Source organism: Actinosynnema sp. NPDC002837, from assembly GCF_040295345.1.
Classification (GTDB): Bacteria; Actinomycetota; Actinomycetes; order Mycobacteriales; family Pseudonocardiaceae; genus Actinosynnema.
The window spans coordinates 54,110-79,510 of the sequence record NZ_JBEOVG010000030.1; the positions used below are offsets into that span (position 1 = coordinate 54,110).

At 73.1% G+C, this 25,401-nt stretch carries 22 protein-coding genes; 8 read left to right on the top strand and 14 right to left on the bottom strand.

Annotated features, from left to right (window positions below; all coding sequences use genetic code 11):
- Positions 1–95: 95 nt before the first annotated feature.
- Both ABTZ99_RS21450 and ABTZ99_RS21455 read right to left on the bottom strand, forming a co-directional pair.
- Positions 96–320 (bottom strand): DUF397 domain-containing protein, encoded by a 225-nt coding sequence (locus tag ABTZ99_RS21450; protein WP_499613273.1) that lies wholly within the window; start codon positions 318–320, stop codon positions 96–98.
- A complete protein-coding gene (locus ABTZ99_RS21455; RefSeq protein ID WP_499613275.1) occupies positions 302–1,153 on the bottom strand; it encodes a DUF5753 domain-containing protein in 852 nt (283 codons plus the stop codon). The genes ABTZ99_RS21450 and ABTZ99_RS21455 overlap by 19 nt, the downstream gene beginning before the upstream one ends.
- A 112-nt stretch (positions 1,154–1,265) precedes the next feature.
- Here ABTZ99_RS21455 and ABTZ99_RS21460 point away from each other — a divergent pair, with 112 nt between their 5' ends.
- Positions 1,266–1,616 (top strand): hypothetical protein, encoded by a 351-nt coding sequence (locus ABTZ99_RS21460; RefSeq protein WP_498785457.1) that lies wholly within the window; start codon positions 1,266–1,268, stop codon positions 1,614–1,616.
- Here the strand turns inward: ABTZ99_RS21460 and ABTZ99_RS21465 are convergent.
- The 5 genes from ABTZ99_RS21465 to ABTZ99_RS21485 are packed head-to-tail and all read right to left on the bottom strand — an operon-like array spanning position 1,555 to position 10,370.
- On the bottom strand, positions 1,555–2,640 hold the full coding sequence (locus tag ABTZ99_RS21465; RefSeq protein WP_498785455.1) for a glycosyltransferase family 4 protein: 1,086 nt from the start codon (positions 2,638–2,640) through the stop codon (positions 1,555–1,557). The two genes, ABTZ99_RS21460 and ABTZ99_RS21465, sit on opposite strands and share 62 nt — an antisense overlap.
- The gene (locus ABTZ99_RS21470) at positions 2,633–5,125 is read right to left on the bottom strand and encodes a glycosyltransferase (protein ID WP_499613279.1); all 2,493 of its coding nucleotides are present in this window, start codon (positions 5,123–5,125) and stop codon (positions 2,633–2,635) included. The genes ABTZ99_RS21465 and ABTZ99_RS21470 overlap by 8 nt, the downstream gene beginning before the upstream one ends.
- Before the next feature lie 47 nt (positions 5,126–5,172).
- Positions 5,173–5,610, bottom strand: a complete 438-nt coding sequence (locus ABTZ99_RS21475; RefSeq protein ID WP_499613282.1) for a CU044_2847 family protein — start codon at positions 5,608–5,610, stop codon at positions 5,173–5,175.
- A gap of 11 nt (positions 5,611–5,621) precedes the next feature.
- A complete protein-coding gene (locus ABTZ99_RS21480; RefSeq protein WP_499613285.1) occupies positions 5,622–9,443 on the bottom strand; it encodes an nSTAND1 domain-containing NTPase in 3,822 nt (1,273 codons plus the stop codon).
- A gap of 12 nt (positions 9,444–9,455) precedes the next feature.
- Positions 9,456–10,370, bottom strand: a complete 915-nt coding sequence (locus ABTZ99_RS21485; RefSeq protein WP_499613314.1) for a glycosyltransferase family 2 protein — start codon at positions 10,368–10,370, stop codon at positions 9,456–9,458.
- Between the two features lie 26 nt (positions 10,371–10,396).
- Here ABTZ99_RS21485 and ABTZ99_RS21490 point away from each other — a divergent pair, with 26 nt between their 5' ends.
- Both ABTZ99_RS21490 and ABTZ99_RS21495 read left to right on the top strand, forming a co-directional pair.
- Positions 10,397–11,434, top strand: coding sequence for a glycosyltransferase family 4 protein (locus tag ABTZ99_RS21490; protein WP_498785446.1), 1,038 nt, complete (start codon positions 10,397–10,399; stop codon positions 11,432–11,434).
- A 76-nt stretch (positions 11,435–11,510) separates the two neighbouring features.
- The gene (locus ABTZ99_RS21495) at positions 11,511–12,638 is read left to right on the top strand and encodes a glycosyltransferase family 4 protein (protein WP_498785468.1); all 1,128 of its coding nucleotides are present in this window, start codon (positions 11,511–11,513) and stop codon (positions 12,636–12,638) included.
- 1 nt (position 12,639) lies between these two features.
- On the opposite strand, the gene ABTZ99_RS21500 is transcribed toward ABTZ99_RS21495, so the two are convergent.
- Positions 12,640–14,025, bottom strand: coding sequence for a hypothetical protein (locus tag ABTZ99_RS21500; protein ID WP_499613288.1), 1,386 nt, complete (start codon positions 14,023–14,025; stop codon positions 12,640–12,642).
- A gap of 92 nt (positions 14,026–14,117) precedes the next feature.
- Here ABTZ99_RS21500 and ABTZ99_RS21505 point away from each other — a divergent pair, with 92 nt between their 5' ends.
- The 3 genes from ABTZ99_RS21505 to ABTZ99_RS21515 are packed head-to-tail and all read left to right on the top strand — an operon-like array spanning position 14,118 to position 18,643.
- Complete coding sequence (locus ABTZ99_RS21505; protein ID WP_498785466.1) at positions 14,118–14,543, top strand: DUF4396 domain-containing protein; 426 nt, start codon at positions 14,118–14,120, stop codon at positions 14,541–14,543.
- Positions 14,544–14,553: 10 nt separating this feature from the next.
- Complete coding sequence (locus tag ABTZ99_RS21510) at positions 14,554–15,405, top strand: glycosyltransferase family 2 protein (RefSeq protein ID WP_498785442.1); 852 nt, start codon at positions 14,554–14,556, stop codon at positions 15,403–15,405.
- A 40-nt stretch (positions 15,406–15,445) separates the two neighbouring features.
- Positions 15,446–18,643 carry an NACHT domain-containing protein gene (locus ABTZ99_RS21515; protein WP_499613292.1) on the top strand — a complete coding sequence of 1,066 codons (3,198 nt, stop codon included), beginning with the start codon at positions 15,446–15,448 and terminating at the stop codon, positions 18,641–18,643.
- On the opposite strand, the gene ABTZ99_RS21520 is transcribed toward ABTZ99_RS21515, so the two are convergent.
- Both ABTZ99_RS21520 and manB read right to left on the bottom strand, forming a co-directional pair.
- Positions 18,628–19,518 carry a DNA-3-methyladenine glycosylase family protein gene (locus ABTZ99_RS21520; RefSeq protein ID WP_499613317.1) on the bottom strand — a complete coding sequence of 297 codons (891 nt, stop codon included), beginning with the start codon at positions 19,516–19,518 and terminating at the stop codon, positions 18,628–18,630. The two genes, ABTZ99_RS21515 and ABTZ99_RS21520, sit on opposite strands and share 16 nt — an antisense overlap.
- A gap of 20 nt (positions 19,519–19,538) precedes the next feature.
- Complete coding sequence (manB, locus tag ABTZ99_RS21525; RefSeq protein WP_499613295.1) at positions 19,539–20,615, bottom strand: mannose-1-phosphate guanylyltransferase; 1,077 nt, start codon at positions 20,613–20,615, stop codon at positions 19,539–19,541.
- 158 nt (positions 20,616–20,773) lie between these two features.
- Here manB and ABTZ99_RS21530 point away from each other — a divergent pair, with 158 nt between their 5' ends.
- On the top strand, positions 20,774–21,163 hold the full coding sequence (locus tag ABTZ99_RS21530) for a hypothetical protein (protein WP_498785434.1): 390 nt from the start codon (positions 20,774–20,776) through the stop codon (positions 21,161–21,163).
- A gap of 50 nt (positions 21,164–21,213) precedes the next feature.
- Here the strand turns inward: ABTZ99_RS21530 and ABTZ99_RS21535 are convergent, their stop codons facing one another.
- From ABTZ99_RS21535 to ABTZ99_RS21550, 4 genes are read right to left on the bottom strand one after another with little or no spacing between them, the layout of a single operon-like run.
- Positions 21,214–21,756: an NUDIX hydrolase gene (locus tag ABTZ99_RS21535; RefSeq protein ID WP_498785432.1), complete on the bottom strand. Its 543-nt coding sequence runs from the start codon at positions 21,754–21,756 to the stop codon at positions 21,214–21,216.
- Positions 21,753–23,087 carry a coenzyme F420-0:L-glutamate ligase gene (locus ABTZ99_RS21540; RefSeq protein ID WP_499613320.1) on the bottom strand — a complete coding sequence of 445 codons (1,335 nt, stop codon included), beginning with the start codon at positions 23,085–23,087 and terminating at the stop codon, positions 21,753–21,755. Before ABTZ99_RS21540 ends, ABTZ99_RS21535 begins: the two co-directional genes overlap by 4 nt.
- Complete coding sequence (gene cofD / locus ABTZ99_RS21545; protein WP_498785430.1) at positions 23,080–24,045, bottom strand: 2-phospho-L-lactate transferase; 966 nt, start codon at positions 24,043–24,045, stop codon at positions 23,080–23,082. Before cofD ends, ABTZ99_RS21540 begins: the two co-directional genes overlap by 8 nt.
- A gap of 24 nt (positions 24,046–24,069) precedes the next feature.
- The gene (locus tag ABTZ99_RS21550) at positions 24,070–24,822 is read right to left on the bottom strand and encodes a site-2 protease family protein (protein ID WP_498785428.1); all 753 of its coding nucleotides are present in this window, start codon (positions 24,820–24,822) and stop codon (positions 24,070–24,072) included.
- 269 nt (positions 24,823–25,091) lie between these two features.
- On the opposite strand from ABTZ99_RS21550, the gene ABTZ99_RS21555 reads away from it, so the two are divergent.
- On the top strand, positions 25,092–25,397 hold the full coding sequence (locus ABTZ99_RS21555) for a WhiB family transcriptional regulator (RefSeq protein ID WP_053723270.1): 306 nt from the start codon (positions 25,092–25,094) through the stop codon (positions 25,395–25,397).
- The last annotated feature ends 4 nt before the right edge of the window (positions 25,398–25,401 follow it).

Below are 25,401 nucleotides of genomic sequence, written 5' to 3' on the forward strand. Positions count from 1 at the left end.
TGAAGCGACCGCGCCTCGTCCTGACGGCGAGCGGCAGCGGTTCTTGCGTCGCGTCTGTGCCGTGACCGGGTCACGGCAGATCTCGTGGAGCGTCCTCAAGCCCGCCCAGGCCGACCGGCAACCCGGGCACTCGTAGCGGCGGTATCGGACAGGAACGCCAACCAGGCGGACCGGGAGACGGTGAGGGTGCCCGTGCCCGGCGACTTGCTGTCCCTGATGCCGACGACGGTCGGGGAGTGCGCCACCTCGACGCAGTTCGAGTTGCCGCCGCTGTAACTCGCCTTGCGCCACGTCCCGAAGGTCAGCTCCGACGCTCCCATTCGCTGTGCTCCTCCTTGACGTACTTCCGCAGCAGGGCCAGCGAGTCCGGCTTACTGAGCGCAGTGCCGCACAAATGCTGGAACGCCAGCCTATACCGCTCCACCTCGGCTTCTTCTTCCAAGAAGAGAGTGCCGGTGAGGTGATCGATCGCGACCGTGCCATAGCCGTCGTCGAAGCGGAAGCAGGAGAAGGGCACACCCATGGCGATGTATTCGCCCGCGCGGTTCGGGATGACCTGGAACTGCACATTGGGCAGGGAGGCGGCCTCCAGCAGGTGTGAGAGTTGGGCGATGTGCACGTCCCGGCCGCCGATCGCGCGGAGCAGGGCATCTTCGGTGATGACCGCCCACACCGCCAAGTCGCCGACCAGCACGCGGTCCTGGCGTTTGGTGCGCAGTTCGACGCGCTGGTCGAGGACCCCGCTGCCGATGCCGGGGTTGGCGGCGCGGATGACAGCGCGGGCGTAGTCCCCGGTCTGGAGCAGGCCGGGGACGAGATCGATCTCGAAGTTGGACACCGCCACCGCGTCGGTCTCCAACTCCACGAAGTCGATGTTCTCGGGGTTGGCCGACTCGTCGTAGACCTGGTACCAGCCACGGGTCTTGGCGGTCCGGGCCAGGGCGACCATGCTCTCGACGGTGGCCCGGCCCGCGCCGTACAGCTCGCAGAGCATCCGCACCTCTTCGGGCTTCGCGCCCAGCTGGCAGATCTCGATCTTGGTGATCTTGGGCTGCTTGCACCCGAGGTGGTTGGCGGCGTCCTCCAGCGACGTGCCCGAGTTGACCCGGAGCTGGCGGAGGCGGCGGGCCAGGCGGCGCTGCTTGGGAGTCATCAGAGTCCCTCGATCGAGTGAAGATTGGAATTTGATTCCAATCAGGCTTGCGTCCGGATCAGGGTGCGAGCAACCTAGCAGAACCGAATTCCACACGATCGAGGAGGGTGTTGTGGCTGATCAGGTGGCCGTGGCCTACGTCCGGGGAGACACGCCGCTGCGCGCGTGGGTGGACGACGAGACCGGGACGGTGTGCCTCTCCGTCGGCCCACCGCCGGGGCAGGTCGTGCTCGGCCTCACCGCGAACGCCGCGGACCGGCTGCTCGACGCCGTCCGGCGCGAGCTGAAGATCCTCGAACCGACCGGCTACGAGTGCGACGACTGCCTCGACACCGGTCAGCAGTGGACTCCCGTCGCACGTGGCGCGGTCCGCCTCAGCGGCTGCCACTGCACGGCGGCCGTCACCGCTCGGCGGCACGCCGATAAGCCGTCAACGTCTTCTCGGCCGTCCGCCGCCACGTGAACTCCGCCGCGTGCGTCCGCCGTGCCGCCTGGTCGGCGGGCGTGGGCGGGGCCTCGACCGCCTCCACCATCGCCGTCGCCAACGCCTCCACGTCACCCACCGGCACGTGCGTCGCGTGCCCGCCGGCGACCTCGCGCAACGCCGGCACGTCCGTGCACACCACGGGCACGTTGCACGCCAAAGCTTCCAGCACGGGCAGCCCGAAGCCCTCGTCGCGCGACGGCAGCACCAACGCCGCCGCACCCGCCACGACACTCCTCAAATCGACATCGTTGAGGTAGCCGGTCCGCATCACCCGGTCGTCGGAGCTGACCACGTGCGGCCCGGCCAGCACCAACGGCGGCAACGACGGCCGGGCGGCGTGCGCGGTCAGCAACGTCCCCAGGCCCTTGCGCGGCCCGCCGGCACCCACGAACAACAAGTACTCCGACGGCAACCCCAGTCGGGCGCGCAGCGCGGGCGACGGCGAACGGGCCGCGAACCACGCCGGGTCGACGCCGAGCGGCGTCACCACGATCTTCGACTCGGGCACGCCGAGCCGTTCCATCACGACCTCGGCCACCGCACGGGTCGGCGTGCACACCACGTCGGCCCGCGTGGCCGACTTGTGCACCAGCTCGGGCAGCCGGCGGTCCGACGGCGGCAGGTCGCCGGGCGTGTCCAGGAACGCCAGGTCGTGGATGGTCGTCACGCCACCCGCCCGCAGCGCCGGCGGCAGGATGAAGTTGGTCGCGTGCATGACGTCCGTCGGCCCGGCCAGGAACTCCACCGGCGGGAACGGCATCCGCAGCCAGAACTGCCGCAGCAGCCGCGCCGACACCGGCAGCCCGCGCGCCACCACGTCGTGCGGCAGCACGGTCCGCAGCGCGCGCCACCCGCGCAACGTGAACGCGACCGCGCGCACGTCGACCTCGTCCAGCATCGACGCCAGCTCCTCGGCCAACGCCGCGGTGTAGCGGCCGATCCCGGTCCGCTGCCCGAGCAGCGGGGTGCCGTCGATCAGCACCCGCAGCGGCCTAGCCACGGCCGCGCAACTTCTTCAGCACCCGGCCGGTCGCGCGACGGGCCACCTCGCCGGCGCCGCCGGCGGTCATGTACTCCTTGACCAGCGCGACGTCCCGCTGCACCTTCTCCAGCCGCCCGAGCGACCGGTTCGGCACCATGAACGACGTGCCGGTCAGCCGGTCGGCGGCGGGCCGCGGGTTGCGGCAGAACTCGGTGAGCGGCGTGAGCACGTTCTCCCAGGTGTAGCGCTCCCGCACGGCGGCGATCCGCTCCGCGCACCCGGCGGCGAAAGCGGTGTCGTACATGACCTTCTCCAACGCGTCGGCCAACGCGTCCGGGTCCTCCGACGGCACCACCACGCCCAGGTCCTCGCGGCGCACCAGGTCGGCGAACGAGTCGCCGTCCGTGGTCACGATCGGCAGCCCGGCCCACAGGTAGTCCAGCACCCGCGTGCGGAACGCGAACGTCGTCTCCACGTGCTCGTAGTGCGTGGTCACGCCGGCGTTCGCGTCGAGCAGCCAGTTCTGCCGGTCGTGGTAGGGCACCCAGGTCTCGTTGAAGAACACGTGCGAGCCCGTGAGGTCCAGCCGCCCGGCCAGCGCGCGGGTCTGCCCGGCGATGTCCATGTCCGGCACCTCGGGGTTGGGGTGCTTCATGCCCAGGAACACCAGCCGCGCGTCCGACCGGCGCGTCCGCAGCCGGTCCATGGCGTGCAGCAGGGTCAGCGGGTCGAACCAGCTGTAGACGCCGCCCGCCCACAGCACGACCTTGTCCGACTCGTCGATGCCCAGCGTCGAGCGCAGCCCCGGCCCGGTGCGCTGCGGCGGCTTGCCCGGCAGCCCGAACGGCGCCTCGGCCAGCAGCGAGCGGACGGTGGGGTCGTTGTCGTAGAGCGCGGGCGTGAGGCGGCCGATCGCGGTCAGGTGGCCGAGCCAGAAGTGCCGCTGCCGCTCGGAGGCGCACAGGAAGAAGTCGCCGCGCCGCAGCTGGTTGTCGATGATCCTGGTGACGCCGACCAGGTCGAGCGAGCGCTGCTCGTCGGTCGAGTCCTTGCCCTGCTCCAGCAGCTCCAGGTGCATCGGGTCGTAGATGTCGCAGACGACGATCTTGGTGTTGCCCGGCTCCTTGAGGAAGCCGACGTTCTCCAGCACGTGCCCCTGGAGCACGACGATGTCGGCCCACTTGGCGTGCTCGACCAGCTCGCGCGGCACGGCGCGGCTCACCGGGAACGACGACTCGGGCGGGTCGCACAGCGCGTTGATCGTGACCAGCCGGACGTCGTGCTCGGCGGAGAGCACGTCGGCCATGTTCCAGGCCCGGATCGCGGGGCCCGCCATCCGGTCGGAGAGCGCGTCGCCGGTCACCACCAGCACCCGGCGCGGCCGGCCGAACACCTCCTCCAACCCGAACACCTCGACCAGCACGTCGTGCGCGGCCAGGTAGCGGGGCAGGGGGTAGGCGGGCTCCATCGCCTTGCGCATCAGCGGCACCAGGTCGGTGTCGGTGACCCGGCGCGCGGCCTGCTCGGCCTTGCGCGACTCGGCCAGGGACGGCAGCAGCTCCACGAACTGGTCGATCGCCAGGAACCCGGCCAGCGCCTGCCGCGACACCGGCACCGGGGCGCGGTCGTTGGCCGGGTTCTCGGGACGGCGGGTGATCTCCAGCTGGGTGGCGTCCAGCTCGCCGCGCGCGGTGGCCCGGCGTACCACCAGGGCCAGCGCGGCGGGCAGCACCTTGGCCAGCGTCTCGTCGGAGAAGTTCTTGTAGAGCGCGGCGAGGGCGTTGCGCTCCAACAGGTACAGCTCACGGCTGGTGTCCACAGTGGACATCGAGGCGTGGTGCTTGTGGTAGGTCAGGGACGTGGGCACGTAGCGGACGCGCCAGCCGCGCAGGTTCATCCGCCAGCCGAGGTCGACGTCCTCGTAGAACATGAAGAACCGCTCGTCGAACCCGCCCAGCTCGCGGAACACGGCGGTCCGCGCCACGAGCGCCGAGCCGGTGCCGAAGAGCACGTCGCGCGGTGTGTCGTGGGTGCCGTCGTCGGGTTGGCCCGCGTGCCGCTTGTAGCCCATGCCGAACCACGTGAGGCCGCCGTCCACGAAGTCGATCTCGCGGCCGTCCCAGTCGAGCACCTTGCTCGCCACCGCGCCGACGGTCGGCTCGGCGCGCAGCACCCGCACGGCCTCGCGCAGCCAGCGCGGGTCGGGGCGGGCGTCGTTGTTGAGGAACGCGACCACCGAGCCGCGCGCGGCCCGCACGCCCAGGTTGCAGCCGCCCGCGAAGCCGAGGTTGGCCGGGGCCTCGACGACCTCCGCGTTCGGCGCGGCGGCCCGGATGCGGTCCGCGCTGCCGTCGCCCGAGGCGTTGTCGACCACGATGACCTGGAGTTTCTTTGCCGGGTAGTCGAGGTCGCCGAACAGCGCGCGCAGGCAGGTGACGGTGTCGTCCGCGCCGCGGTAGTTGACGACGACCACCGACACGTCAGGCAGGGTTCCGTGCTCCACGGGCTAACTCTGCCTCATCACGCTCCGCAGCGTTCGGTCAAGGTGTCCTACGCCTCGGCGTCCGGCCCGGTGCCGGGCTCGGCGTCGGGCTCCTGGTCGGGCCCCCGGTCGGGCTTCGACTCGTTGTCCTCGGGCGGGGCCTCGGTGGGCAGGCTGTCGCGGTGCCACTCGACGGTGATCTTGACGTGGGCCTCGGCGGAGGACTTGGCGATGGCCAGCGCGGCGCTGGAGCTGACCTTCAGGCCGATCTCCACGGCCACCTTGTCCGGTCGCGGCGACGGCATGCTGCCGATCTTCGCGGCCACCGACCTGGCCACCTTCTTGGCCCGCTCGATGCCGTGCTCCAGCGTCTCCTCGGCGCGCTCGACCGGGTTCCAGCGGCCCGCGCGCACCGGGCCGTCGTACTCCTCGTCCAGCTCGAACGGCACCAGCTCGCCGTCCTCCGTGCGCACCTCGACGTACTCCGCCACTGCGTTCCCCTTCACCTGGGCTTCTCTCAGCAGACCGGGTCGTCGGACGACCCGGCCGGTGGTTCCCCGTCCTCGGACAGCTCGCTGCGCGTCACCACCGCGCACACCGCGGCGCGCCAGGCGTCCGGGTCGCCGGACTCCAGGCCGCCGTACTCGCCGCCCGCGTTCGCGTAGCCCGGCACGGCGGGCACGTCCAGCCGCACGACGGTCTCGTCGCTGCGGCCCAGCAGCGTCGGCAGGCCCCACAGCACGTCCCGCGTCCACAGCTCCACCTGCACCCCGCCGTCGGCCTGGCCACCGCCGTCGCGGCCGTCCAGCGTCACCTCGACCTCGTCGGTGTCGTCGCGGAACCGCAGCGCCGACACGGTGTAGTCGGCGGGCACGTCGTGCCGGTCCAGCCGTTCTCCCCGGTCCAGGTCCCACACCTCGACGCCGTCGGCCTCCGGCACGGCCAGCAGGTCGTCCGCCGCGGCGAGCGGCACGACGGGGGAGCCGGTCGGGGAGCCGCCGAACCGGAACGCGGAGCCGGGCACCTCCGCGCCGTCCGCGATCGCGTGCCGGCGCACCCACTTGTCACCGCTCACCACGGCGAGCTGGTCGTCGCCGACCGCGACGGCGGTGAGCGGCGTCGCGCCGGACGCGGTGAACGGCTTGCCGACCGGCTCACCGGTCCTGGCCGACCACACGCCCACCTCCTGTCCGCGCACGACCGCCAGCCGGTTCGCGTCCAGGAACCCCAGCCACGCCTCGCCGTCCCCGGGCACCTGGCCGAGCGGTGCGAGGTCGGGCAGGTTCCACAGCGTGATCGCGCCGCCGTCCTCGGGCACGGCCACCGTCGCCGAGTCGAGCGTGACGTCCTCCGCCGGGCGGTCGAGCCGGCCGGTCCGGGTGCGGCTGTCGACGTGCCAGACCTCGACGGCGGACCCGGTCAGCACGACGTGCTCGCCGTCGGGGGTGAGCCGGGCGTCGTGGGCGGTGTCCAGCGCCCGGTCCAGGTCGTCCGGTGGCGGTATCCGCAGCACCAGCGCCGCCTTGTCGACGGCCAGGAGCACCCGGTGCGCCCCCGACGGCTCGACCTCGACGTGCGTGACCTGGGCGTCGTTGGGCACCTGGGCGACGTAGCGCGGTCCGCTCGGGTCGGTCGCGCCGAACTGGAGCACGGACGGGTTGATGTACGGGTTCTCGTAGACCATCGCGAACGCGCGGCCGTCCGGGCTGAACGCGCCGGACGCGCAGTCCTGCTCGCTCGGCCGCACCTCGGCCAGCACCGAGCCGGTGGACGTGCCCTCCATCACCAGCCGGGCGCCGTCGCACCCGGTCCGGGTCGGCTCGGGGCGTTGCGCCAGGTTCTCGGTGTAGCCCGTCGACAGCTCGCGGGAGCCGGAGGTGGACAGCGCGAGCCGTCTCAAGCCGTGGTCGACGACCACCTCGCCGGAGCCGAGCACGCTGACGAGCCCGACGTCGTGCGGGTCGGTGCCGAGCGGGCCCGGCGCGGTGCGCGCGGTGGGTTCGCCTCGCAGGTCGAGCACGTGCAGCTCGGTCGAACCCTCGGCGGCGTAGGCGACGTAGCGGCCGGTCGGATCGCCGGACACCAGGTCCGCGTCGGCCTCCACCTCGGTCACCACGTCGCCGGTGCGGGCGTCCAGCACGACCAGCGGCCGTCCGGGGGCGGTGACGACGAGCGCGTCGTCACCGGTCCACGTGAGGGTGGCGCCCGGCGTGCCCGCGACGGTGACCTTGGTGGTGGCGGCGAGGTCCCACAGCTCGACGCGGCCGTCCGGCAGCTGTCGGGCGAGCCGGCTGCCGCGGGCGTTGACCACGGAGGTCGGTTCGAGCAGCAGCACGGCGTGGCGCAGGGACCGGGACAGCGAGCGCAGCGACTGCCTGGTGTGCAGGGTGTCGGACGTGCGGTGGGCCCGGAGGACGTCGAAGACCCGCTGGTCGAAGTCGCTCTCCTGGGCCCTGGTGAGCAGCGCGCCCGCCGCGTTGGCCGCGGAGACGGCGTTCTGCTGGCTGATCAACCGCACCACCGTGTAGGCGACCCCGGACGTCAGGACCAGCACCACGACCGCGGTCAGCGCCAGGGCCGCGACCACGATGGCGTAGCCCCGCGCGCTCGCCGCCACGAACTCGTGCTGCCGCCCGGTCACGGCGTCCCGGCGTTGCGCCGCCATCGCCCAGGCCTGCCGCAAAGCGTTGCCGCGCAACAACAACGCCCGCTCGCGGTGGTCGTGCCAGCGGGTGGCCTGGCGGTCGACCTCGTCCTGCCAGAGCCGGAACTCCCGGTCCTCCTCGACCCAGCCGCGCAGCCGGTCCCAGTGCCGCACCAGGGCCTCGTGCACCAGCTCCACGGCGTCCGGCCCGAGCGTGACCAGGCGGGTGCGGGCCAGCTCCAGGGCGATCGGGCCGAGCTCGTCCGGCGGCACGGCCCGGCGCAGGTAGCCGCCGTCCGGCAGCGGGCTGACCAGCTGGGTGAGCACGCGGCGCACCTCGTCCGGGTCGAACCGCCGCCACACCTGCTCAGCGTACGTGGACACCGCGCCCGCGACGCCGCCGAGGTCCCGGTACGCCCGGTGGGTGAGCACGCCCCGCTCCTGCCGCTCCCACAGCAGGGTCAGGGTGAACTCCAGCAGCGGCAACGGGTTGCGCTCGCCGGCGAGGTCGTCGAGCAGGGCGTCGGCGAGGCCCTGCTGGAGCACGGGCAGGCCGGGTGCGGCGAGCGGGCCCTCGACGACCTCGCGCAGCTCGGCGACGCTCGGCGTGCCCAGGGTGGCCGTGCGGCCGGCCAGCCGTGAGCCGAACCGGGGATCGGCCAGGAGGCGGTCGAGCGGTTCGGTCGTGGTCGTGACGACGACGTCCACGCGCGGGGTGCGGTGGTGCGAGTCCGCGATGCCGAGGAGGGTGTCGAGCAGGTCCGCCGACTCGTCCGGGAACCGGGTCAGCGCCTCGTCGAACTGGTCGACCACGAGCGTGAGGCGGCGCAGGTCCTCGCGCACCAGGAGCCGGTTGACGACGTCCTCAGCGCGGTCCGCGTCGATCTCCTCGACGCCCAGCGCGGCCGCCGCCGCGGCCCACGGCGAACCGGCCGGGCGGATCACGACCGCGTGCGGCAGCTTCGCCGCCAGACCGGCCAGGACCAGGGACGACTTGCCGCAGCCGGACGGTCCGGTGACCACCAGGACGCCGTCGCGGTCCAGCTGCTCGGCCAGCTCGCGCGCGCGGTCGGCGCGGCCGAAGAAGTGCTCGGCGTCCTCGGGCTGGAACGGCTCCAGGCCGCGGAACGGGCTCGGCTGGTTGGCGATCGCGGACAGCTCCGGCCACGCGTCGTGCAGCACCGCGCCGGACAGGGCGTACCCGATGCGGTGCTCGCGGCGGGCCTCCACGTCCACGACCATGCCGACCACCGCGCCCAGGTCGTCGTCGATGACCGGGCTGCCGCTGAAGCCGCGCAGCATCGGCAGGCCGTGCGCGCGGTCGTCCTCGACGTGGATCCGCCCGCCGGCGATCGCGCCGCGCACCACGCCCTGCGACCACACGCCGTCCGGGCGGCGGTCGGGCACGCCGAACGTCCGCACCCGGTGGTCGCGGAGATCGCTCTCGGCGACCACGCGCACGGCCCGCGCGCCCGCCGGGGTGTGGTCGAGGCGGAGGCCGACCAGGTCGACGTCCTCGGGGCGGTGGACCACCTCGGCCCGCGCCCTCACGCCGAGCAGCGGGAAGTCCAGCTCGACCGCCGGGGCGTCACCGACGACGTGCGCGCAGGTCAGGACCAGGTCGGCGGAGACGAGGAAGCCGACCCCGACCGGCTCGTGGTCGCGGAACACCCTGACCAGTGCCCGCTCGACCACCCCGGTGCTCCCTCAACGGCCCGCCCACTCCCGCCACACCACGCGACGGTCCACTCTCGCACGTCGGCCGATCCGCCACCGCTGGATCAGCGTGATCGGCGCTCTCGCCAGCACTTCCAGCAGCACGCGCAGGCGAAGCGGCACGTGGAAGTTGGCCGCGTCGGGCCGGTCGCGGCGGGTCGGCAGCAGGGCGGTGATGGCCGCGAACCTGGCCAGTTCGCGCAGGGCCGTGCCCGCGGGCGCGCAGCGCAGGAGCATCAGCAGCCGGTTGCGCTCGTTCCAGCGGTGGAACGGGCGGGAGCCGGGGTCGGTGCTCGCGCCGTGCCGGTGACGGACCCGGGCCGGGCCGACGGACAGCACCCGGTGCCCGGCCAGCCGGAGCCGCCAGGCCGTGTCGGTGTCCTCGTAGTAGCAGAAGAACGCGGCCGGGACGCCGCCCGCGCGCTCCAGCGCGTCCCGCCGCAGCAGCGCCGCGCCGCCGCAGAAGCCGAACACGTCGCGACCGGCCAGGACCAGGTCGGCGCCGTGCCCGTCGGCGGTGAGCCGGACGCCGACCGACTGGGTCGAGCCGTCGGCCAGCAGCATGGACGGGGTCGCGGCGGCGGCGTCGGGCGTGGCGTCCAGGGCGTCTTCGAGGGCGGCGAGCCAGCCGTCTTCGGGCTCCGCGTCGTCGTTGAGCCAGGCCACGTACTCGGTGGTGATCCCCGGCAGCGCCGCCGCGATGCCGCCCGCGTAACCGCGGTTCACCGGCAGTCGCAGGGTCTGCGGGCGGCTCGGGTGCGCGGCGACGAGGTCGGCGGTGCCGTCGTCGGAGGCGTTGTCGACCACGAGTGTCCGGTGTGGACGTTGGCGGGCGAGCGCGTCGAGGCACGCCGTGATGTGCTCGCGGCCACGCCACGTCACCACGACCACCGTCGTGCTGGGGATCGGCACGGCGTGAGACGGTACGCGACGTGCCCGACCTCGTTGTGCTGACCGAGCAGTTGCTGGCGCCGGTGCCCGGCGGCACCGGCCGGTACACGCGCGAGCTGGCCGCCGCGCTGGCCGCCACCGCGCCCGCCGGGTGGACCGTCACGGGGGTGGTGAGCAGGCACGCGGACCCCTCGGCCGCCGTGATCCCCGGTGTGCTGGGTCCGCGCGTGCTGCCGTTGCCCCGACGTGCGCTGATCGCGGCGTGGGAGCGGGGGGTGCCGTACTGGCCGGGCGGCGACTCGGTGCACGCGTTCACGCCGTTCGCGCCGCCGCGCGGGCGGGTGGTGGTGACCGTGCACGACACCGTGCCGTGGACGCACCCGTCGACCCTGACGCCGCGCGGGGTGGCGTGGCACCAGCGCGTGATCAGCCGTGCGGTGGCCCGTGCGGGCGCGATCGTGGTGCCGACGTCGGTCGTCGCGCGGGAGTTGGAGCGGTACGCGCCCGGACCGGCGCCCGTCCACGTGGTGGGCAACGGGGTGACGGAGTTCCCGGCGGAGGAGCCGGTGGACGTGCCGCCCCGGTACGTGCTGGCGATCGGCACGATCGAGCCGCGCAAGGGTTTCGACCTGCTGGTGGCCGCGACCGCGGAGCTGGGCGTGCCACTGGTCGTGGTGGGGCCGCAGGGGTGGGGCGGGGTGGACCTGCGCGCGCCGCACGTCCACCTGCTGGGACGCTTGACCGACGCGCGGTTGGCGTTCGTGCTGCGGCGGGCGGCGGTGCTGGCCGCGCCGAGCCTGGCCGAGGGGTTCGGGCTGCCGGTGGTGGAGGCGATGGCGGCCGGAGTGCCGGTGGTCCACTCCGACGCGCCCGCGCTGGTCGAGGTGGCGGGCGGCGCCGGGGTGGTCGTGCCACGCGGCGATAATGCGGCGCTCGTCACAGGACTTCGTTCGGTGCTCTCGGATCCGGGTGCCGCCGAACGGCTGATCTCCGCGGGTCGGCGGCGGGCCGAGGCGTTCACCTGGGAAAACGCCGCGCGTGCGGTGTGGGCGATCCACGTCGGCTTGTTTCGTCGTTGAATCGTTTGCACCATTCCCGGTCAACCCGTCGGCCGCCCGCCGTACCCTTCACCGCGTGTCACCCGTCGAACCCAGCGTGCTGATCGACGCCACCGCCGTCCCAGCCGACCGAGGTGGCGTCGGACGGTACGTGGACTCCCTGGTGGCCGCGCTGGACGCGGACGGCGCACGGCTCAGCGTGGTGTGCCAACCCCGCGACGCGGCGCTCTACACGTCCCTGGCGCCCGACTCGCGGGTCATCCCGGCGGCGGACGCGGTGGCGACCCGGACCGCGCGGCTGACGTGGGAGCAGACGACCCTGCCGCGGCTCGCGAACCGGCTCGGCGTGGCGGTCGTGCACTCGCCGCACTACACCGTGCCGCTGGCGAACCGGGCGGCGTCCGTGGTGACGCTGCACGACGCGACCTTCTTCACCGACGCGGTGCTGCACTCGTCGGTCAAGGCCCGCTTCTTCCGGGCCTGGACCAGGGCGTCGCTGCGGCGGGCCGCGCTGTGCGTCGTGCCGTCGCGGGCCACCGCCGACGAGCTGGCCCGGGTGGCGGGCGCGGACCGGCGGTTGCTGCACATCGCGCAGCACGGCGTGGAGAACGAGCGGTTCCACCCGCCGACGCCCGAGCAGGTGGCCTCGGTCCGCCGGATGCTGTCGCTGGGCGACGCGCCCTACGTGGCGTTCCTGGGCGCGTTGGAGCCGCGGAAGAACGTGCCCGCCCTGATCCGCGGTTTCGCGCAGGCGTGCCGCGACCGGCCGAACCCGCCCGCGCTCGTGCTCGCCGGCCAGCCCGGCTGGGACAGCCAGGTCGAACGGGCGCTGGACGCCGTGCCGCACCGGGTCCGCGTGATCCGGGCCGGTTACCTGCCGTTCTCGTCGCTGGCCGGTTTCCTCGGCGGCGCGGAGCTGGTGGCCTACCCGTCGCTGGGCGAGGGGTTCGGGCTGCCCGTGCTGGAGGCGATGGCCTGCGGCGCGGCCGTGCTGACGACCCGCCGGCTGAGCCTGCCCGAGGTGGGCGGCGACGCGGTGGCGTACTGCGGGGTCGGCGCGGGTGACATCGCGGCGGCCCTCGGCGAGCTGCTCGACGACCCGGCCCGGCGCGCCGAGCTGTCGGCGGCGGCGGTCGTGCGGGCGAAGGACTTCTCCTGGTCCACGTCCGCGGCCCGGCACCGGTTGGCCTACGAGCGCGCGGCGCGCTCGCACCGGCAGCGCTGACTCACGCCAGGACCGCTTCGACCAGCCGACGGGCCAGGGCCGGCGGGATCGACGGGTTGCGCGCGGCCGCGGTGACCAGGCCGACGTCGTTGCCGGACAGCAGGCGTCGCAGCTCGGGCTCGGGCAACGCGGGGTTGAGCGCAGCCGTGATCCGGGTGCTGTGGTGGGGGTGGTCGAGCAGGCGCACGAGCACCGGCAGGGGCAGGCGGGGACTGCTCGCGGCAGGCGCCCTGGCGTAGTCGTCGTCGCCCTCGGCGAACGCGGTCAGCGCCTCCGCGGTCAGGTTCGGGTGCTTGATCAGCTGCCACGTGGCGTGCCCGCAGGGGATCAGCGCGGCCACCACGTCGCCGGGAACGTCCGGGTGGTTCTCCGCCAGCAGCAGCCGCACGCTGTGGTCGGGGTCCGCGGCGAGCCGGCGCACCGCGTCGATCGGCAGGTCCGACGACAGCACCACCGCCCGGCGGAAGAAGACGAACGGCGAGTCGACGTGTTCCAGGCGCACGGCGAGCGGTGCCTGGTCGGGCATCAGTCGGCGGGCGAGGTGGTAGTCCTGCGGTTCGACCGACGCCTCGACCCTCGTGCGCACGTCGGTGGGCAGGTCCGGGTGGAGCATCACCGCGGCCCGGACGTCCTCGTGCGGGTCGTCGGCCAGCCGCGACAACAACGCCGGCGGCAGGTGGGGGTTGCCCACGACCGCTTCCCGGACCCACGGGTCGGGGTCCGCCGCCAGTTCGGCGGCCGACTCCGCGGTGAGCGGCAGTTCCTTGGCGGCGGTCGAGCGCAGGAGTGGGTCGGCCGGCACGACGTTCACCAGGTCGGGCGGCACCGTCTCGGGGAGCACGGCTCGCGCGCGGACTTCCGGGTCGACGTCGGTGAGCAGGGTGCGTGCGGTGGCTCCCGGCAGTCGACGCCCGGCGAGCGCGCCGCGGACCCTGGGCGACGGGTCGTCGACCAGGTGGAGCACGGCCTCGATCGGCCCCCAGGAGGCCGTCTCGCGCCGCACCTCGACGTCGGGGTCGCGCACCAGCTCCCGCGCGGCCGGTTCCGGCAGGGACGGGTCGCCCTGCCTGCGGTGCCGGAGGCCGTTCGACGCCAGCGCGCGACGGACGCGCACGTCCTCGTCCTCGGCCAAGCGGGCCCACGCGTGCCGGGCGGCGAGGCTGCCCGCCAGTTCGGCCCTGACCTGGGCGTCCGGGTGGCCGGCCGGCGTCCCCGCCGCGTCAGGCGGCAGGTCCCGGCGTACGGCCGGCGCCATCAGCACCTGCCGGTCGGCGCCGGCCAGCAGCGGTCGGACGACGTCGAAGCCCAGGCCGGTGTTCTCCGCGAGCCCCCTGGTGAGGAACGGACGGGTGACCTCGGTCGGCGTCCACGCCGCTTCGTCGCGCACGCGGCCGACGTCAGAGGAGGGTCGAGTCCGCCGTCACTGGAATTCTCATACCCCTAGGGGGTATAGTCCCCCGCATGAAGGCATCCTGGTCAATGGCGGTATCGGCGACACTGCACTGCCTCACCGGCTGTGCGATCGGCGAAGTGCTCGGCATGGTCATCGGCACGGCGATCGGCCTGCCCAACTGGGGCACCGTCGTGCTGGCCGTGGCGCTGGCGTTCTTCTTCGGCTACGCGCTGACCCTGCGCGGCGTGCTGAAGACCGGTCTGGGCTTCGGTGCGGCGCTGAAGGTGGCGCTGGCCGCGGACACCGTGTCCATCGCGGTGATGGAGGTCGTCGACAACGCGATCATGCTGGTGGTGCCCGGCGCGATGGAGGCCGGCGTGGCCAGCCTGCTGTTCTGGGGCGCGCTGGCGTTCTCGTTGGCGGTGGCGTTCGTGCTGACCGTGCCGGTGAACCGGTGGCTCATCTCGCGCGGCAAGGGGCACGCCGTCGTGCACCACGCGCACCACCACTAGGGTGGCCGGCGTGACGCGTTACGGAGATGAGCTGGCGGTGGTGACCGTCACCTACTCGCCCGGTGAGACCCTGGACACCTTCCTGTCCACGTTGTCCGCGGCGACCACGCGACCGGTGTCGGTGGTGCTGGCGGACAACGGGTCCACCGACGGCGTGCCCGAACGCGCCGCCGCCGAGCACCCGCACGTGAGCTTCGTGCCGACCGGGGGCAACCTCGGCTACGGCGCCGGTGCGAACCGGGGCGTCGCGTCCCTGCCGCCGTCGGTCGGGTGGGTCGTGATCGCCAACCCGGACCTGTCCTGGGGCGTCGGCAGCCTCGACAAGCTGCTGGAAGCCGCCAAGCGGTGGCCCCGCGGCGGCGCGTTCGGCCCGCTGATCCGGGAGCCGTCCGGCGCGGTGTACCCGTCGGCACGCCTGCTGCCGTCGTTGGGGCGTGGGCTGGGGCACGCGTTGTTCGCGGTCGTGTGGCCGGCGAACCCGTGGTCGCGGGAGTACCGGCAGGCGGCGGCGACGCCGGAGGAGCGCACGGCCGGCTGGCTGTCCGGCTCGTGCCTGCTGCTGCGGCGGGAGGCGTTCGACTCGGTCGACGGGTTCGACCCCCGGTACTTCATGTACTTCGAGGACGTGGACCTCGGCGACCGCCTCGGCCGCGCGGGCTGGCTGAACGTGTACGTGCCGGAGGCGGAGGTCGTGCACATCGGCGGCCACTCGACCAAGCGCGCGTCCAAGCGCATGCTCGCCGCCCACCACTCCAGCGCGTACCGCTACCTGGCCGACCGCCACCGCGGCCCGCAGTGGGCGCCGCTGATGCTGGCCGTGCGCGCAGGTCTGTCGTTGCGGCTTCGCCTGATGACCCGCTGATCGCCCCTTGCCACGGGGCGTTCCCGTGGATGATGTCCCGATGCGCCGCTCCTTCTCCTACCGCGACGCGGTGAAGCTGCTCGGCGGCGACACCGGTCTGGTGAAGCTGCTGGACCACGCCTCGGCGGCGGCCGTGCTGGCCACGGGCGGGATCGACCTGCTGGACGCCCGCACGGAGGTCGTGCGGGTCGGCAAGCAGGTGCTGTCGTCCGTGCGCGAGCGGGTGTCGGGCCTGCACCGGGTCGACCGGACGCGGTTGCTGGAAGCCGCCCACGGCATCCTCGTGGTCACCTCGTTCTTCGAGGCCGTTGACGAGTTGAAGCTGCCGTTCGAGATCACGTTGTCGAAGGACGAGCAGTTGGTCCTCGCCGGCGTCGGCCGGCCTCTTTCGCCGCACGCCCGCGTCGTCGAAGGGCTGCTGGACACGACGATCCCCCTGCCGGGCGCGGAACAGCCTCCCGAGGTCGTCACCAACGAGCTGTCGGCCTTCTACGTGGTCACGGTGGGGAGGCTCCTCGACTTCATCGCGGGCTTCGAGGCCTGGGGTGACGTCCCCATGGTCAGGCGCGACGAGTTCGTCGTGGAGGTGCAGGAGGCGCCGAGCCGGGCCGTGGCCCTCTACCGGGCGCACTACCGGCAGCTGGCGGTCGACTGCCCCGAGTTCGCGGTGTGGGCCTCCGGGATCGAGCACGCGGCGACCCGGGCCGAGGTCCGAAACGCCCTGGAGGACATGCGGGGGCTGTTGGCGCAGCTCGCGGGCGCGGTGCTGCCGGACGACCGCCGCACCGGCCTGGCCCGGAGCTGCCGCGCCGAGCTGGACCGGCCGATCGTCGACGGCGAGGTCCCGTCCGGGCTGGTCCTGCCGACGTTGGCCCAGGCGTACGTGTCGCCGCGCTTCAAGGTCGCGGAAGCAGGCACGGCCGACGACGTCAGCGCGGACGCCTGGTGGTCCGACGAGCCGGTCCGCACCGACCTGGACGACTACCTGGTCGGCTACTTCACCTCGTCGCGGGCGACCGCCGCGCCGCTGGTCGTGCTGGGGCAGCCGGGCGCGGGCAAGTCGCTGCTGACCAAGGTGCTCGCCGCGCAGCTGCCGGCCGAGGACTTCCTGCCGATCCGGGTCGTGCTGCGGGACGTGCCGGCCGACGCGACGTTGCAGGACCAGGTCGAGGACGCCATCACGCGGGCCACGGGCGAGCGGCTGACCTGGCCCGACCTGGCCCGCGCGGCGGCGCCCGCCGTTCCGGTGGTGCTCCTGGACGGCTTCGACGAGCTGCTCCAGGCCACCGGCACGAGCAGGTCGGACTACCTGGCGCGGGTCCGCGACTTCCAGCGCCGCGAGTCCGACCAGGGACGAGCGGTGATCGTCGTGGTGACCAGCCGCATCGCGGTCGCCAACCGCGGGCGGTTCGCGGGCTCGACCATGGTGCTGAAGCTGGAGCCGTTCGGCGACGACCAGGTCCGCCGCTGGCTGGGGGTGTGGAACGAGGTCAACCCCGGCGCCGTGCTGTCGCCCGAGGTCGCACTGCGGTTCCCGGACCTCGCCGGCCAGCCGTTGCTGCTGTTCATGCTGGCGCTCTACAACGCCGACGGGAACGCCCTCGACACCGAAGGGGCGGAACTGGCCAAGGCCCGCCTGTACGAGCGGCTGCTGACCAGGTTCGCCCGGCGCGAGGTCGTCAAGAGCCTGCACGGCGCGTTGGACGACCAGGTCGACCAGGCCGTGGAGGAGGAGCTGGTCAGGCTGTCGGTGGTCGCCTTCGCGATGTTCAACCGCGGCGTGCAGTGGGTCGACGAGAACGAGTTGGACGACGACCTGAACGCCCTGCTGCACGTCGGGGCGCGAGGCGTGCGGGACAGGCTCCGGCTCAGCTCGGCCCAGCTGGCGGTCGGCCGGTTCTTCTTCGTCCACGCCACCCGCGCCGCGCACGACGGCCAGGTCCTGCGGACCTACGAGTTCCTGCACGCGACGTTCGGCGAGTACCTGGTGGCCCGCCTGGTCCACCGGGTGTCACTCGACCTGCTCGCCCGGGAGCGCGCGGCCAAGTCGCGTTACGGGCGTCAGGAACCCGGCACGGGTTGGCTCGAGCCGGTGCTGTCCTTCGCGCCGCTCACCACCCGCGCGCCCGTGGTCTCGTTCTTGCGGGAGCTGTTCGACGGCATCCCCGAAGCCGACCGCGCGGCGCTGCACCGGCTGTTCACCGACCTGGTCGGCACGGCCCAGCACCGGCCACCGGGCGTCGACCACCCCGAGTACGTGCCGCGCGTCCTGCCGATCGCCGGCCGCATCGCGGCGTACACGGCGAACCTCGTCGTGCTCGCCGTGGTCGTCGGCGGGCGGTTGGCGGACTTGGACCGGGACGAGTGGCAGGCGCTGGCGCTGCTGTGGCAGTCACAGCTCGACGGGGAGGAGTGGGCCAGGCTGATCGAGGTGCTGGACGTCGAGCGCCTGCGCGTGGACGGCGAGTCGACCGTCGCGGTGGTCCTGCGGGAGAGCGGGTGGTCCTCACCGGTCGACATGGCGTGGTTGGTCGGTCTCGACCCCGCCACACGTGGCGCCCACCTGCCGCCGTTGCTCGACGAGTTGGAGCGGTGGGAGGACTTCCGCCCAACCTGGTCCGGTGGACATGCGCTGCACAACCTCGAACCTCTCATCGCCTGGATGGAGCGCGCGCTGAACTCGCTGGTGCCGCACCGGGGCGAGTTCCACTCGTTCGCGCGCCTGCTGCTCACCGTGCTGACCTCCGACGACGAAGCCGAGCGGGTCGCCGCCTACACGACCACCTTGTCCTCGCTGCGGGACCGGGAGTTCCGGCTCGAACGGGGCTACTGGACGTTGCTCTTCACCTCCCTGGCCGGGGACGAGGCGGCCACGGTCGAGTTGCTCGACCTGGTGGCCCAGTACGGGTCGAGGGCCGAGGCGGAACCGGCGTCGTTGATCGCCTGCGCGTTGCGCCTGATACGGATGACCGGGGTGGCCCGCCGCGCCGCGGTCGACCTGATCGCATACGTGTTCTCCGTCTCCGAGGTGCTCGACGACCTGCCACTCGTCGCCGAAGTGCTGATCTGCTTCACGGACCTGGGCCTGGACGTCCGGTTGCTGAACGTGTTCCGCGACGTCCCGGAACTGCTCGGGGAGGCCGACGTCGAGTTGATCGGGCGGTCCGACCGGCAGCTGGCCGTTCGGTTGCAGCGGGCGTTGGAGTCGATCGGTCCGGACGGTCACATGGCGCGGTAGTCGCGGGGGGAGAAGCGGGGACCCCGGCGTGGTTTGGTGACGCCGGAGGCCAGGACGTAGCGGACGGCGCGGTGGCGTTGAGGCGCGTACGGGGCGAGGAGTTCGGCCATGCCGTCGTCGTCCACGGCCTCGCCGACCAGCGCCCAGCCGACGATCCCGGCCAGGTGGTAGTCGCCGAAGCTGACCGCGTCCGGGTCGCCCCAGGCCCGCTGCGCGACCTCGGCCGCCGTCCAGACCCCGATCCCGGGCACCTTCCGGAGCAGGTCGCGGCCTTCCTCGCCGCCCAGTTCGGACGCGCGCTCCAGCCGGTGCGCCACCTGGGCCGCCGCGATCAGGGCACGGCGACGCCCGCCGTCGACCCCCGCCCGGTGCCACTCCCAGTCCGTGATGCCCAAGATCGCCCGCGGCGTCGGCGGCACCTGGAGGCCCGTCGTGCCGGGCGCGGGCGTGCCGAACCGCCGCGCCAGCTCGCGGTAGGAGCGGAACGCCTCGACGCCGGTCACCTTCTGCTCCAGGATCGAGGGCAGCAGCGCGTCCCACACGCGGCCCGTGGTGCCGAGCCGGATGCCCGGACGTCGTCGCCGCGTCTCCGCGACCAACGGGTGGTGGCACTCGAACGCCGAGTCGTCGTCACCGGCTCCCAGCAGCGCGGGCAGGCCGTCCAGCAGCCAGTCCGCGCCCTCGCCCCACGCGTGGGCCTCCACCACGTCGGTGACCCGCACGCGCAGGGTGCCCGGGCCGGTCGGGGTGTTCGCGGCCAGCCACACGCCGTCGGCGCCGGCGCGGAACGTGGGGTCGCCCGCGCCCCGCCGCAACGGCATCAGCAGCGCGCCGACGTCCAGCGGGAACGTCGGCGTCCACGTCCTACTCGGCATCACGGGCCATTACACCTCGGCTACACATCGGCGGAGAACCGCACCCCGCCCTCCGGCAGCACGACACCCGGCCACACGCGGGCGCCGTTGATCAGCTCGCACCGCGCGCCGACGACCGCGTCGTCACCGATCACCGCGTCCGACACGACCGCACCGGCCTGCACCAGCGAGTTCGCCCCCAGGACGCTGCGCTCCACGCGCGCGCCCTCGCCGACCACCGCGCCGTCGAACAGCACCGAGCCGTCCACCACCGCGCCCGCCGCGACCGTGCAGTTCGCGCCGATCGTCGCGCCGCCCGTGACCACCGCGCTCGCGTCGACCACCGCGCCGTCGAGGATGACCGCCTCACCCCGCAGCGACAGCGCGGCGGTGGGCGCGACCCCGCGCACCAGGTCCGCCGAACCCCGCACGAACGCGGCGGGCGTGCCGAGGTCCAGCCAGTACGACGCGTCGACGTACCCCTGCACGCGCGCGCCCGCCGCCAGGAGCCCCGGGAACGTCTCCCGCTCCACCGACACCGGCCGACCCGCGGGGATGCCCTCGATCACCTCGCGCCGGAACACGTAGCAGCCCGCGTTGATCTGGTTCGTCGGCGGGTCCTCCGTCTTCTCCAGGAACGCCGTGACGCGGCCGTCGTCGTCCGTCGGGACGCAGCCGAACCGGCGCGGGTCGTCCACCCGGACCAGGTGCAGCGTGGCGTCGGCCTCGGCCTTGCGGTGCGTGTCGACGACGGCGCGCAGGTCGACGCCCGACAGGATGTCGCCGTTGAACACCACCACGTCGCGTTCGCGCAGCTTGTGCGCGACGTTGCGGATCGCGCCCGCCGTGTCCAGCGGCACGTCCTCGACCACGTACTCCAGCTCCAGGCCGAGCGCCGCGCCGTCGCCGAAGTGCTCCTGGAAGACCTCGGCCTTGTAGGACGTGCCCAGCACGACGTGCGTCATGCCGGCTTCCCGGATCCGCGACAGCAAGTGGGTGAGGAACGGCACCCCGGCGGTCGGCAGCATGGGCTTGGGCGCGGACAGGGTCAGTGGTCGCAGCCGGGTTCCCTTGCCCCCGACCAGAACCACTGCCTCGGCGCCTTGCAGCTCCGACATGCCGTTTTTCCTCCTCCGCTTACTTCCACCTGTAGTTTGCGAATACTCTGGCACGAGCACTCCGGAGGCACGGGCGGTGGTCCGTGTCGACGAGCGTCACCGATCGGCACCGCCGGCGTTACCCCAGCCGGCCCAAGGCACACGCAGGAGAGATCCGGATGGACCCCCGCGCTCGGGCCGACGCGGCGCTGGCCCGTGCTCGTGCACGTGGCCGCCACGTCGTGACGCCGGACAACATGACGTCTCCCATGGACTCGTCGGCGACCCAGCAGATCCCGCGAGCCGTGGTCAACGCGGTCGACCCGCGTGGCGACGACCCGGACTCGACCATGGTCCTGGCGGCGCACGTCGCCGCAGGTCAGCCCGCCCCGCCCCCGCCGCCGCCCCCAGCGGCGCCCGAACCCGAACCGGAGCTGCGCGTCGCCCCGGGCCCGGTCCCGACCGTCCAACAGGTCCCGACCGCCCGCCCGTCGCTGTCCCAACGCCTCTCCGGCGGCCAACCCCAACACCCGCCCGGCCTCTCCCAACGCCTCAACGGCGACACCTGACCCCCCGCGTGTCGAACCTTCACGCGGGACGTGAGGGTTCGACTCGCGGATCAGAGGTGGGGGTGGGCGGCGGTGATCATGGGGTGCAGGTCGTCCACGTCCGGTGGCAGGGCGGTCAGCGGCCACCAGCGCAGGTCCAGCGATTCCGCGCTGCGGGTCGGTTCGGCCCCCTCAGGGGCGCGGACCAGGAAGCGGACGTCGAAGTGACGGGTCGGCTTGCCCAGTGAGCACGTGATCGGGTGCACGTCCAGGTGGATCGGCGCCGGGGAGATGCGCAGGCCCGCGATGCCCGACTCCTCCGTCGCCTCGCGCAGCGCCGCACCGGCCAGCGTCGTGTCCGACGCCTCGCAGTGCCCGCCCAGCTGGAGCCAGCGGCCCACCCGCGGGTGCAGGGTGAGCAACGTCGCGTCCCCGGACGAGGACACCACCAGGGCCGACGCCGTGATGTGCCCCGGCTCGCACGAACGCGCGCACGCGTCCTCCCGAGCCGCCAGGAACCCCAGGTACGCCTGCCGCAGCGACTCCTGCGCCCGGTCGGCGGGACGCCAGGCGCCCAACGTCGCCACCGCGTCCCCGTGCAGGGCGGAGCTCACAGTTCCCGGTACCTCTCACCCGGGTCCGGCAGCCCGCGCGGCGTCAGCTCCGCCTCCGGGTGCCCGACCGCCACCGCGCCCAACGGCTCCCAGTCGGCCGGCAGCTCCAGCACGTCGCGCACGACGTCCGCGCAGAAGATCGTGGACGACACCCAGCACGACCCGAGCCCCTCGGCGGCCAACGCCACCAGCAGCCCCTGCACCGCCGCGCCGCCCGCGATCGTGAACATCGTCCGTTCCGCCGTCGCACGCCGCTCGTCCGGGTACGAGTGAGCCCCCGTCCGCACCAGGAACGGCACGACGATCTCCGGCGCGTTCCGCAGGAAGTCACCCCGCCCGAGCCGCTTCGCGACCCGCTCCTCCGACCACCCGTCGGCGCGGAGGTCCGCGCGCCACCGGTCGGCCATCGCGTCCAGCAGCACGTCCCGCCGAGCGGTCAACCGGACGAACCGCACGGGCTGCGTGTGGTGCGGCGCGGGCGCGGTCAACGCCGCCGCCACGGCCCGCCGCACGGCGTCCGCCGGGACCGGGTCCGAGGAGAACGACCGCACCGAACGGCGCAGCAGCACCGCCTCCGCCCGCCCCTGCGCCAGCGCCTCGTCCGTCCCCAGCCAGAACATGTCGTCCGGCACCGGCCGGGTCAGCTCACGCGCGGTCGACCCGTCGTCGGTGAACGGCAACCCGCGCACGACCGCCACCGGCACCGCGCCCAGCTTGCCCTTCACCAGGTCGGCCGCCGCCGCGATCTCGTCGGCCACCGCGACCTCGGTCACCACCAGGGGGTTCCCGTAGCTGTCGACCGAACCCCCGTACCGGTGCAGCACCGCCAGCCCGGACGACCCGATCGCGGCGTCCGTCTGACCGACCCGCCACGCCCGGCCCATCGTGTCGGTCACCACGACCGCCACCGACACGCCCATCCGCGCCGCCAACGCCCCTCGCAACGCCGCCGCGGACCCGTCCGGGTCGACCGGCAGCAACGCGATCTCGTCGCCGTTCACGTTCGAGGCGTCCACGCCGGAGGCCGCCTGCACGACCCCGAGCTTGTTCTCGGTGATCAACGTCCGCCCGCGCCGCGCCAGCACGCGCACCGACTCGGCCTCGACCCACTCCCGCCGCACGGCGTCGCGCGCCTCGGGGTCGGCCGGCACGGACACCAGTCGACCCTCCACTTTGGACAGCACCTTGGACGTCACGACGACGATGTCGCCGTCCGCCAACCAAGGCGCGGCCGACGCGATGGCGGACGCCAGGTCGTCACCGGGCCGGAACTCCGGCAGCCCGGCCACCGGCAACACCGTGATCGGCGCGGACGCCGCGTGGTCAGCCAACGTCGACACCGGCCAGTTCCAGCGCCGCCCGCGCCATCGCCGCCGTCGCGTCCACATCGGACATCAGCAGCGGCACCGCGCGCACCGCGACACCCGGCACGTCGCAGCGGTCGCCGGTGTGCACGAGCCACCCGTCCAGCACGCCCTTGTCCGTGGTCCGGCGCGACCCGTAGTACCGGCCGACGGCCTCGGCGGAGGTCTCCACGCCGATCGCCGACAGGCACGCGTCGGCCATTCCGCGCAGAGGCTTGCCGCCGATGATCGGCGACAGCCCCACCACACCGGCCTCGGTCTTGCGCAACGCGTCACGCATCCCCGGCACGCCGAGGATCGTGTTCACGCTCACCACCGGGTTGGACGGCGCGATCAGCACCGCGTCGGCGTCGCGGACGGCGTCCAGCACACCGGGGGCGGGCGTCGCCGTCTCCACCCCGACCGACGCGAACGACCGCGCGGGCAGCTGGGCGCGGTGCTTGACCCACCACTCCTGGAAGTGGATCGCCTGCTCGCTCTCCTCCGTGGTCACCACGACGTGGGTCTCGACCCGGTCGTCCGACATCGGCAGCAGCCGCACGCCCGGCTCCCAGCGGTGGCACAACGCCTCCGTCACGGCCGACAGCGGGTAGCCCGCGCGCAGCATCCGGGTGCGCACCAGGTGCGTCGCGATGTCCCGGTCGCCGAGCCCGAACCACGTCGGGTCGGCGCCGTAGGCGGCCAACTCCTCCTTGGCCGACCACGTCTCGTTCGCACGTCCCCAGCCGCGCTCCTTGTCGATCCCGTCACCGAGGGTGTACATGCAGGTGTCCAGGTCGGGACAGATCCGCAACCCGTGCATCCACACGTCGTCACCCGTGTTCACCACGGCGGTGATCTCGTGCTCCGGACCGGCCAGCAGGCTCTTCAGCCCGACCAGGAACCGCGCCCCGCCAACCCCGCCAACCAGTACGACGACCTTCACGAGTCGTCATCCTCCCACCGCTCGTCACCGCCAGAACAGGAAGGTGCCCTGGCCGCGCGCGGCCAGCCACCGGTCGCCGCCGATCATCTCGAACACCGAGTACCCGGCCTCGAAGAACAACCGGCCGATGGTCGGGAACCCGATCAGCACCGCGAAGAGCACGAACGGCGCCCACATCCGCGCCTTCGCGCCGAACTGCCGGGCCGAGTAGGACATGTAAGGCTCGATCGCACCCCAGCCGTCCAGGCCCGGGATCGGCAGGATGTTGAGCACGAACGCGAGGATCTGCACGGCCGCCAGGTACGACAAAGCGGCGGCCAAACCCGCGGGCGGCGTGAAAAGGATCACCGACAGCGACAGCAGCACCCCGAGCACCAGGTTGCTCAGCGGCCCGGCCAACGACACCATCGACTCCACCCGCTTGTCGCGCAACGCGTGGTGGTTGATCCACACCGCGCCGCCGGGCAGCGGGATTCCGCCGAACGCCAGCAGCACCAGCGGCAGCACGATGCTGAAGACCGGGTCGGTGTAGCGGCGGATGTCGAGCGTCAGGTAGCCCTTGGCCCGCACGGCGTAGTCGCCGCCGCGGTAGGCCACGATCGCGTGACCGAACTCGTGCAGGCACAGCGAAACCGCCCAGCCGCCGAGCACGAACAGCACCGTGCCCGCGGTCACCGCGGCCGTGGAGTCGTCGAACAGGGTCAGCACGGCGCCTGCCACCGTCACCGCGAGCAGGCTGAGGAACAGTGGACTCGGACGCACCGCTGATCGCTTCACGCTTCCAGTGTGGCCTCTCCGGACCGGTGGCTCACAGCCCGTCCGGTAGGCCATCCGCGCAGCCGTTATCGCTCGGCGCACCGCCCCAATCACCGTCTGTGCTGCTAGTCAAGGCTTTTCGCGCCATCTGCGCGAATATCCCCCGTCCTGTGGACTCCGCTTGACCGCGTGTTGTGACACAGGTGTAATCACATCGGTGTCATTCGTCGTTGTGGGGACGGCGAGTGGTGTCCGCCAACCGGGGAGAGCGGAAGGCGAGGAGGCGGACTATGCAGGAATTCGACGGGGGTCGCATCGTGGACGGGGACGTCCCGGCACCGGAGCCGGTCGTACTCGACCTGTTCGACGCGGCCGATGAGCAGGACTGGCAGGAGCGCGCCCTGTGCGCGCAGACCGACCCCGAGGCGTTCTTCCCGGAGAAGGGCGGCTCGACCAGGGAGGCCAAGCGGATCTGCCTCGGTTGTGAGGTGCGCTCCGAATGCCTGGAGTACGCCTTGCAGCACGACGAGCGCTTCGGCATTTGGGGCGGGCTGTCCGAGCGCGAGCGGAGGAAGCTCAAAAAGCGCGCGGTGTGATCGA

Bases quoted from the DNA above. Each gene is read 5' to 3' on its own strand.
- ABTZ99_RS21450 (WP_499613273.1), bottom strand. From the start codon at position 320: ATGGGAGCGTCGGAGCTGACCTTCGGGACGTGGCGCAAGGCGAGTTAC.
- ABTZ99_RS21455 (WP_499613275.1), bottom strand. From the start codon at position 1,153: ATGACTCCCAAGCAGCGCCGCCTGGCCCGCCGCCTCCGCCAGCTCCGG.
- ABTZ99_RS21505 (WP_498785466.1), top strand. From the start codon at position 14,118: ATGGCGGTATCGGCGACACTGCACTGCCTCACCGGCTGTGCGATCGGC.
- ABTZ99_RS21515 (WP_499613292.1), top strand. From the start codon at position 15,446: ATGCGCCGCTCCTTCTCCTACCGCGACGCGGTGAAGCTGCTCGGCGGC.
- ABTZ99_RS21520 (WP_499613317.1), bottom strand. From the start codon at position 19,518: ATGCCGAGTAGGACGTGGACGCCGACGTTCCCGCTGGACGTCGGCGCG.
- manB (WP_499613295.1), bottom strand. From the start codon at position 20,615: ATGTCGGAGCTGCAAGGCGCCGAGGCAGTGGTTCTGGTCGGGGGCAAG.
- ABTZ99_RS21530 (WP_498785434.1), top strand. From the start codon at position 20,774: ATGGACCCCCGCGCTCGGGCCGACGCGGCGCTGGCCCGTGCTCGTGCA.
- ABTZ99_RS21555 (WP_053723270.1), top strand. From the start codon at position 25,092: ATGCAGGAATTCGACGGGGGTCGCATCGTGGACGGGGACGTCCCGGCA.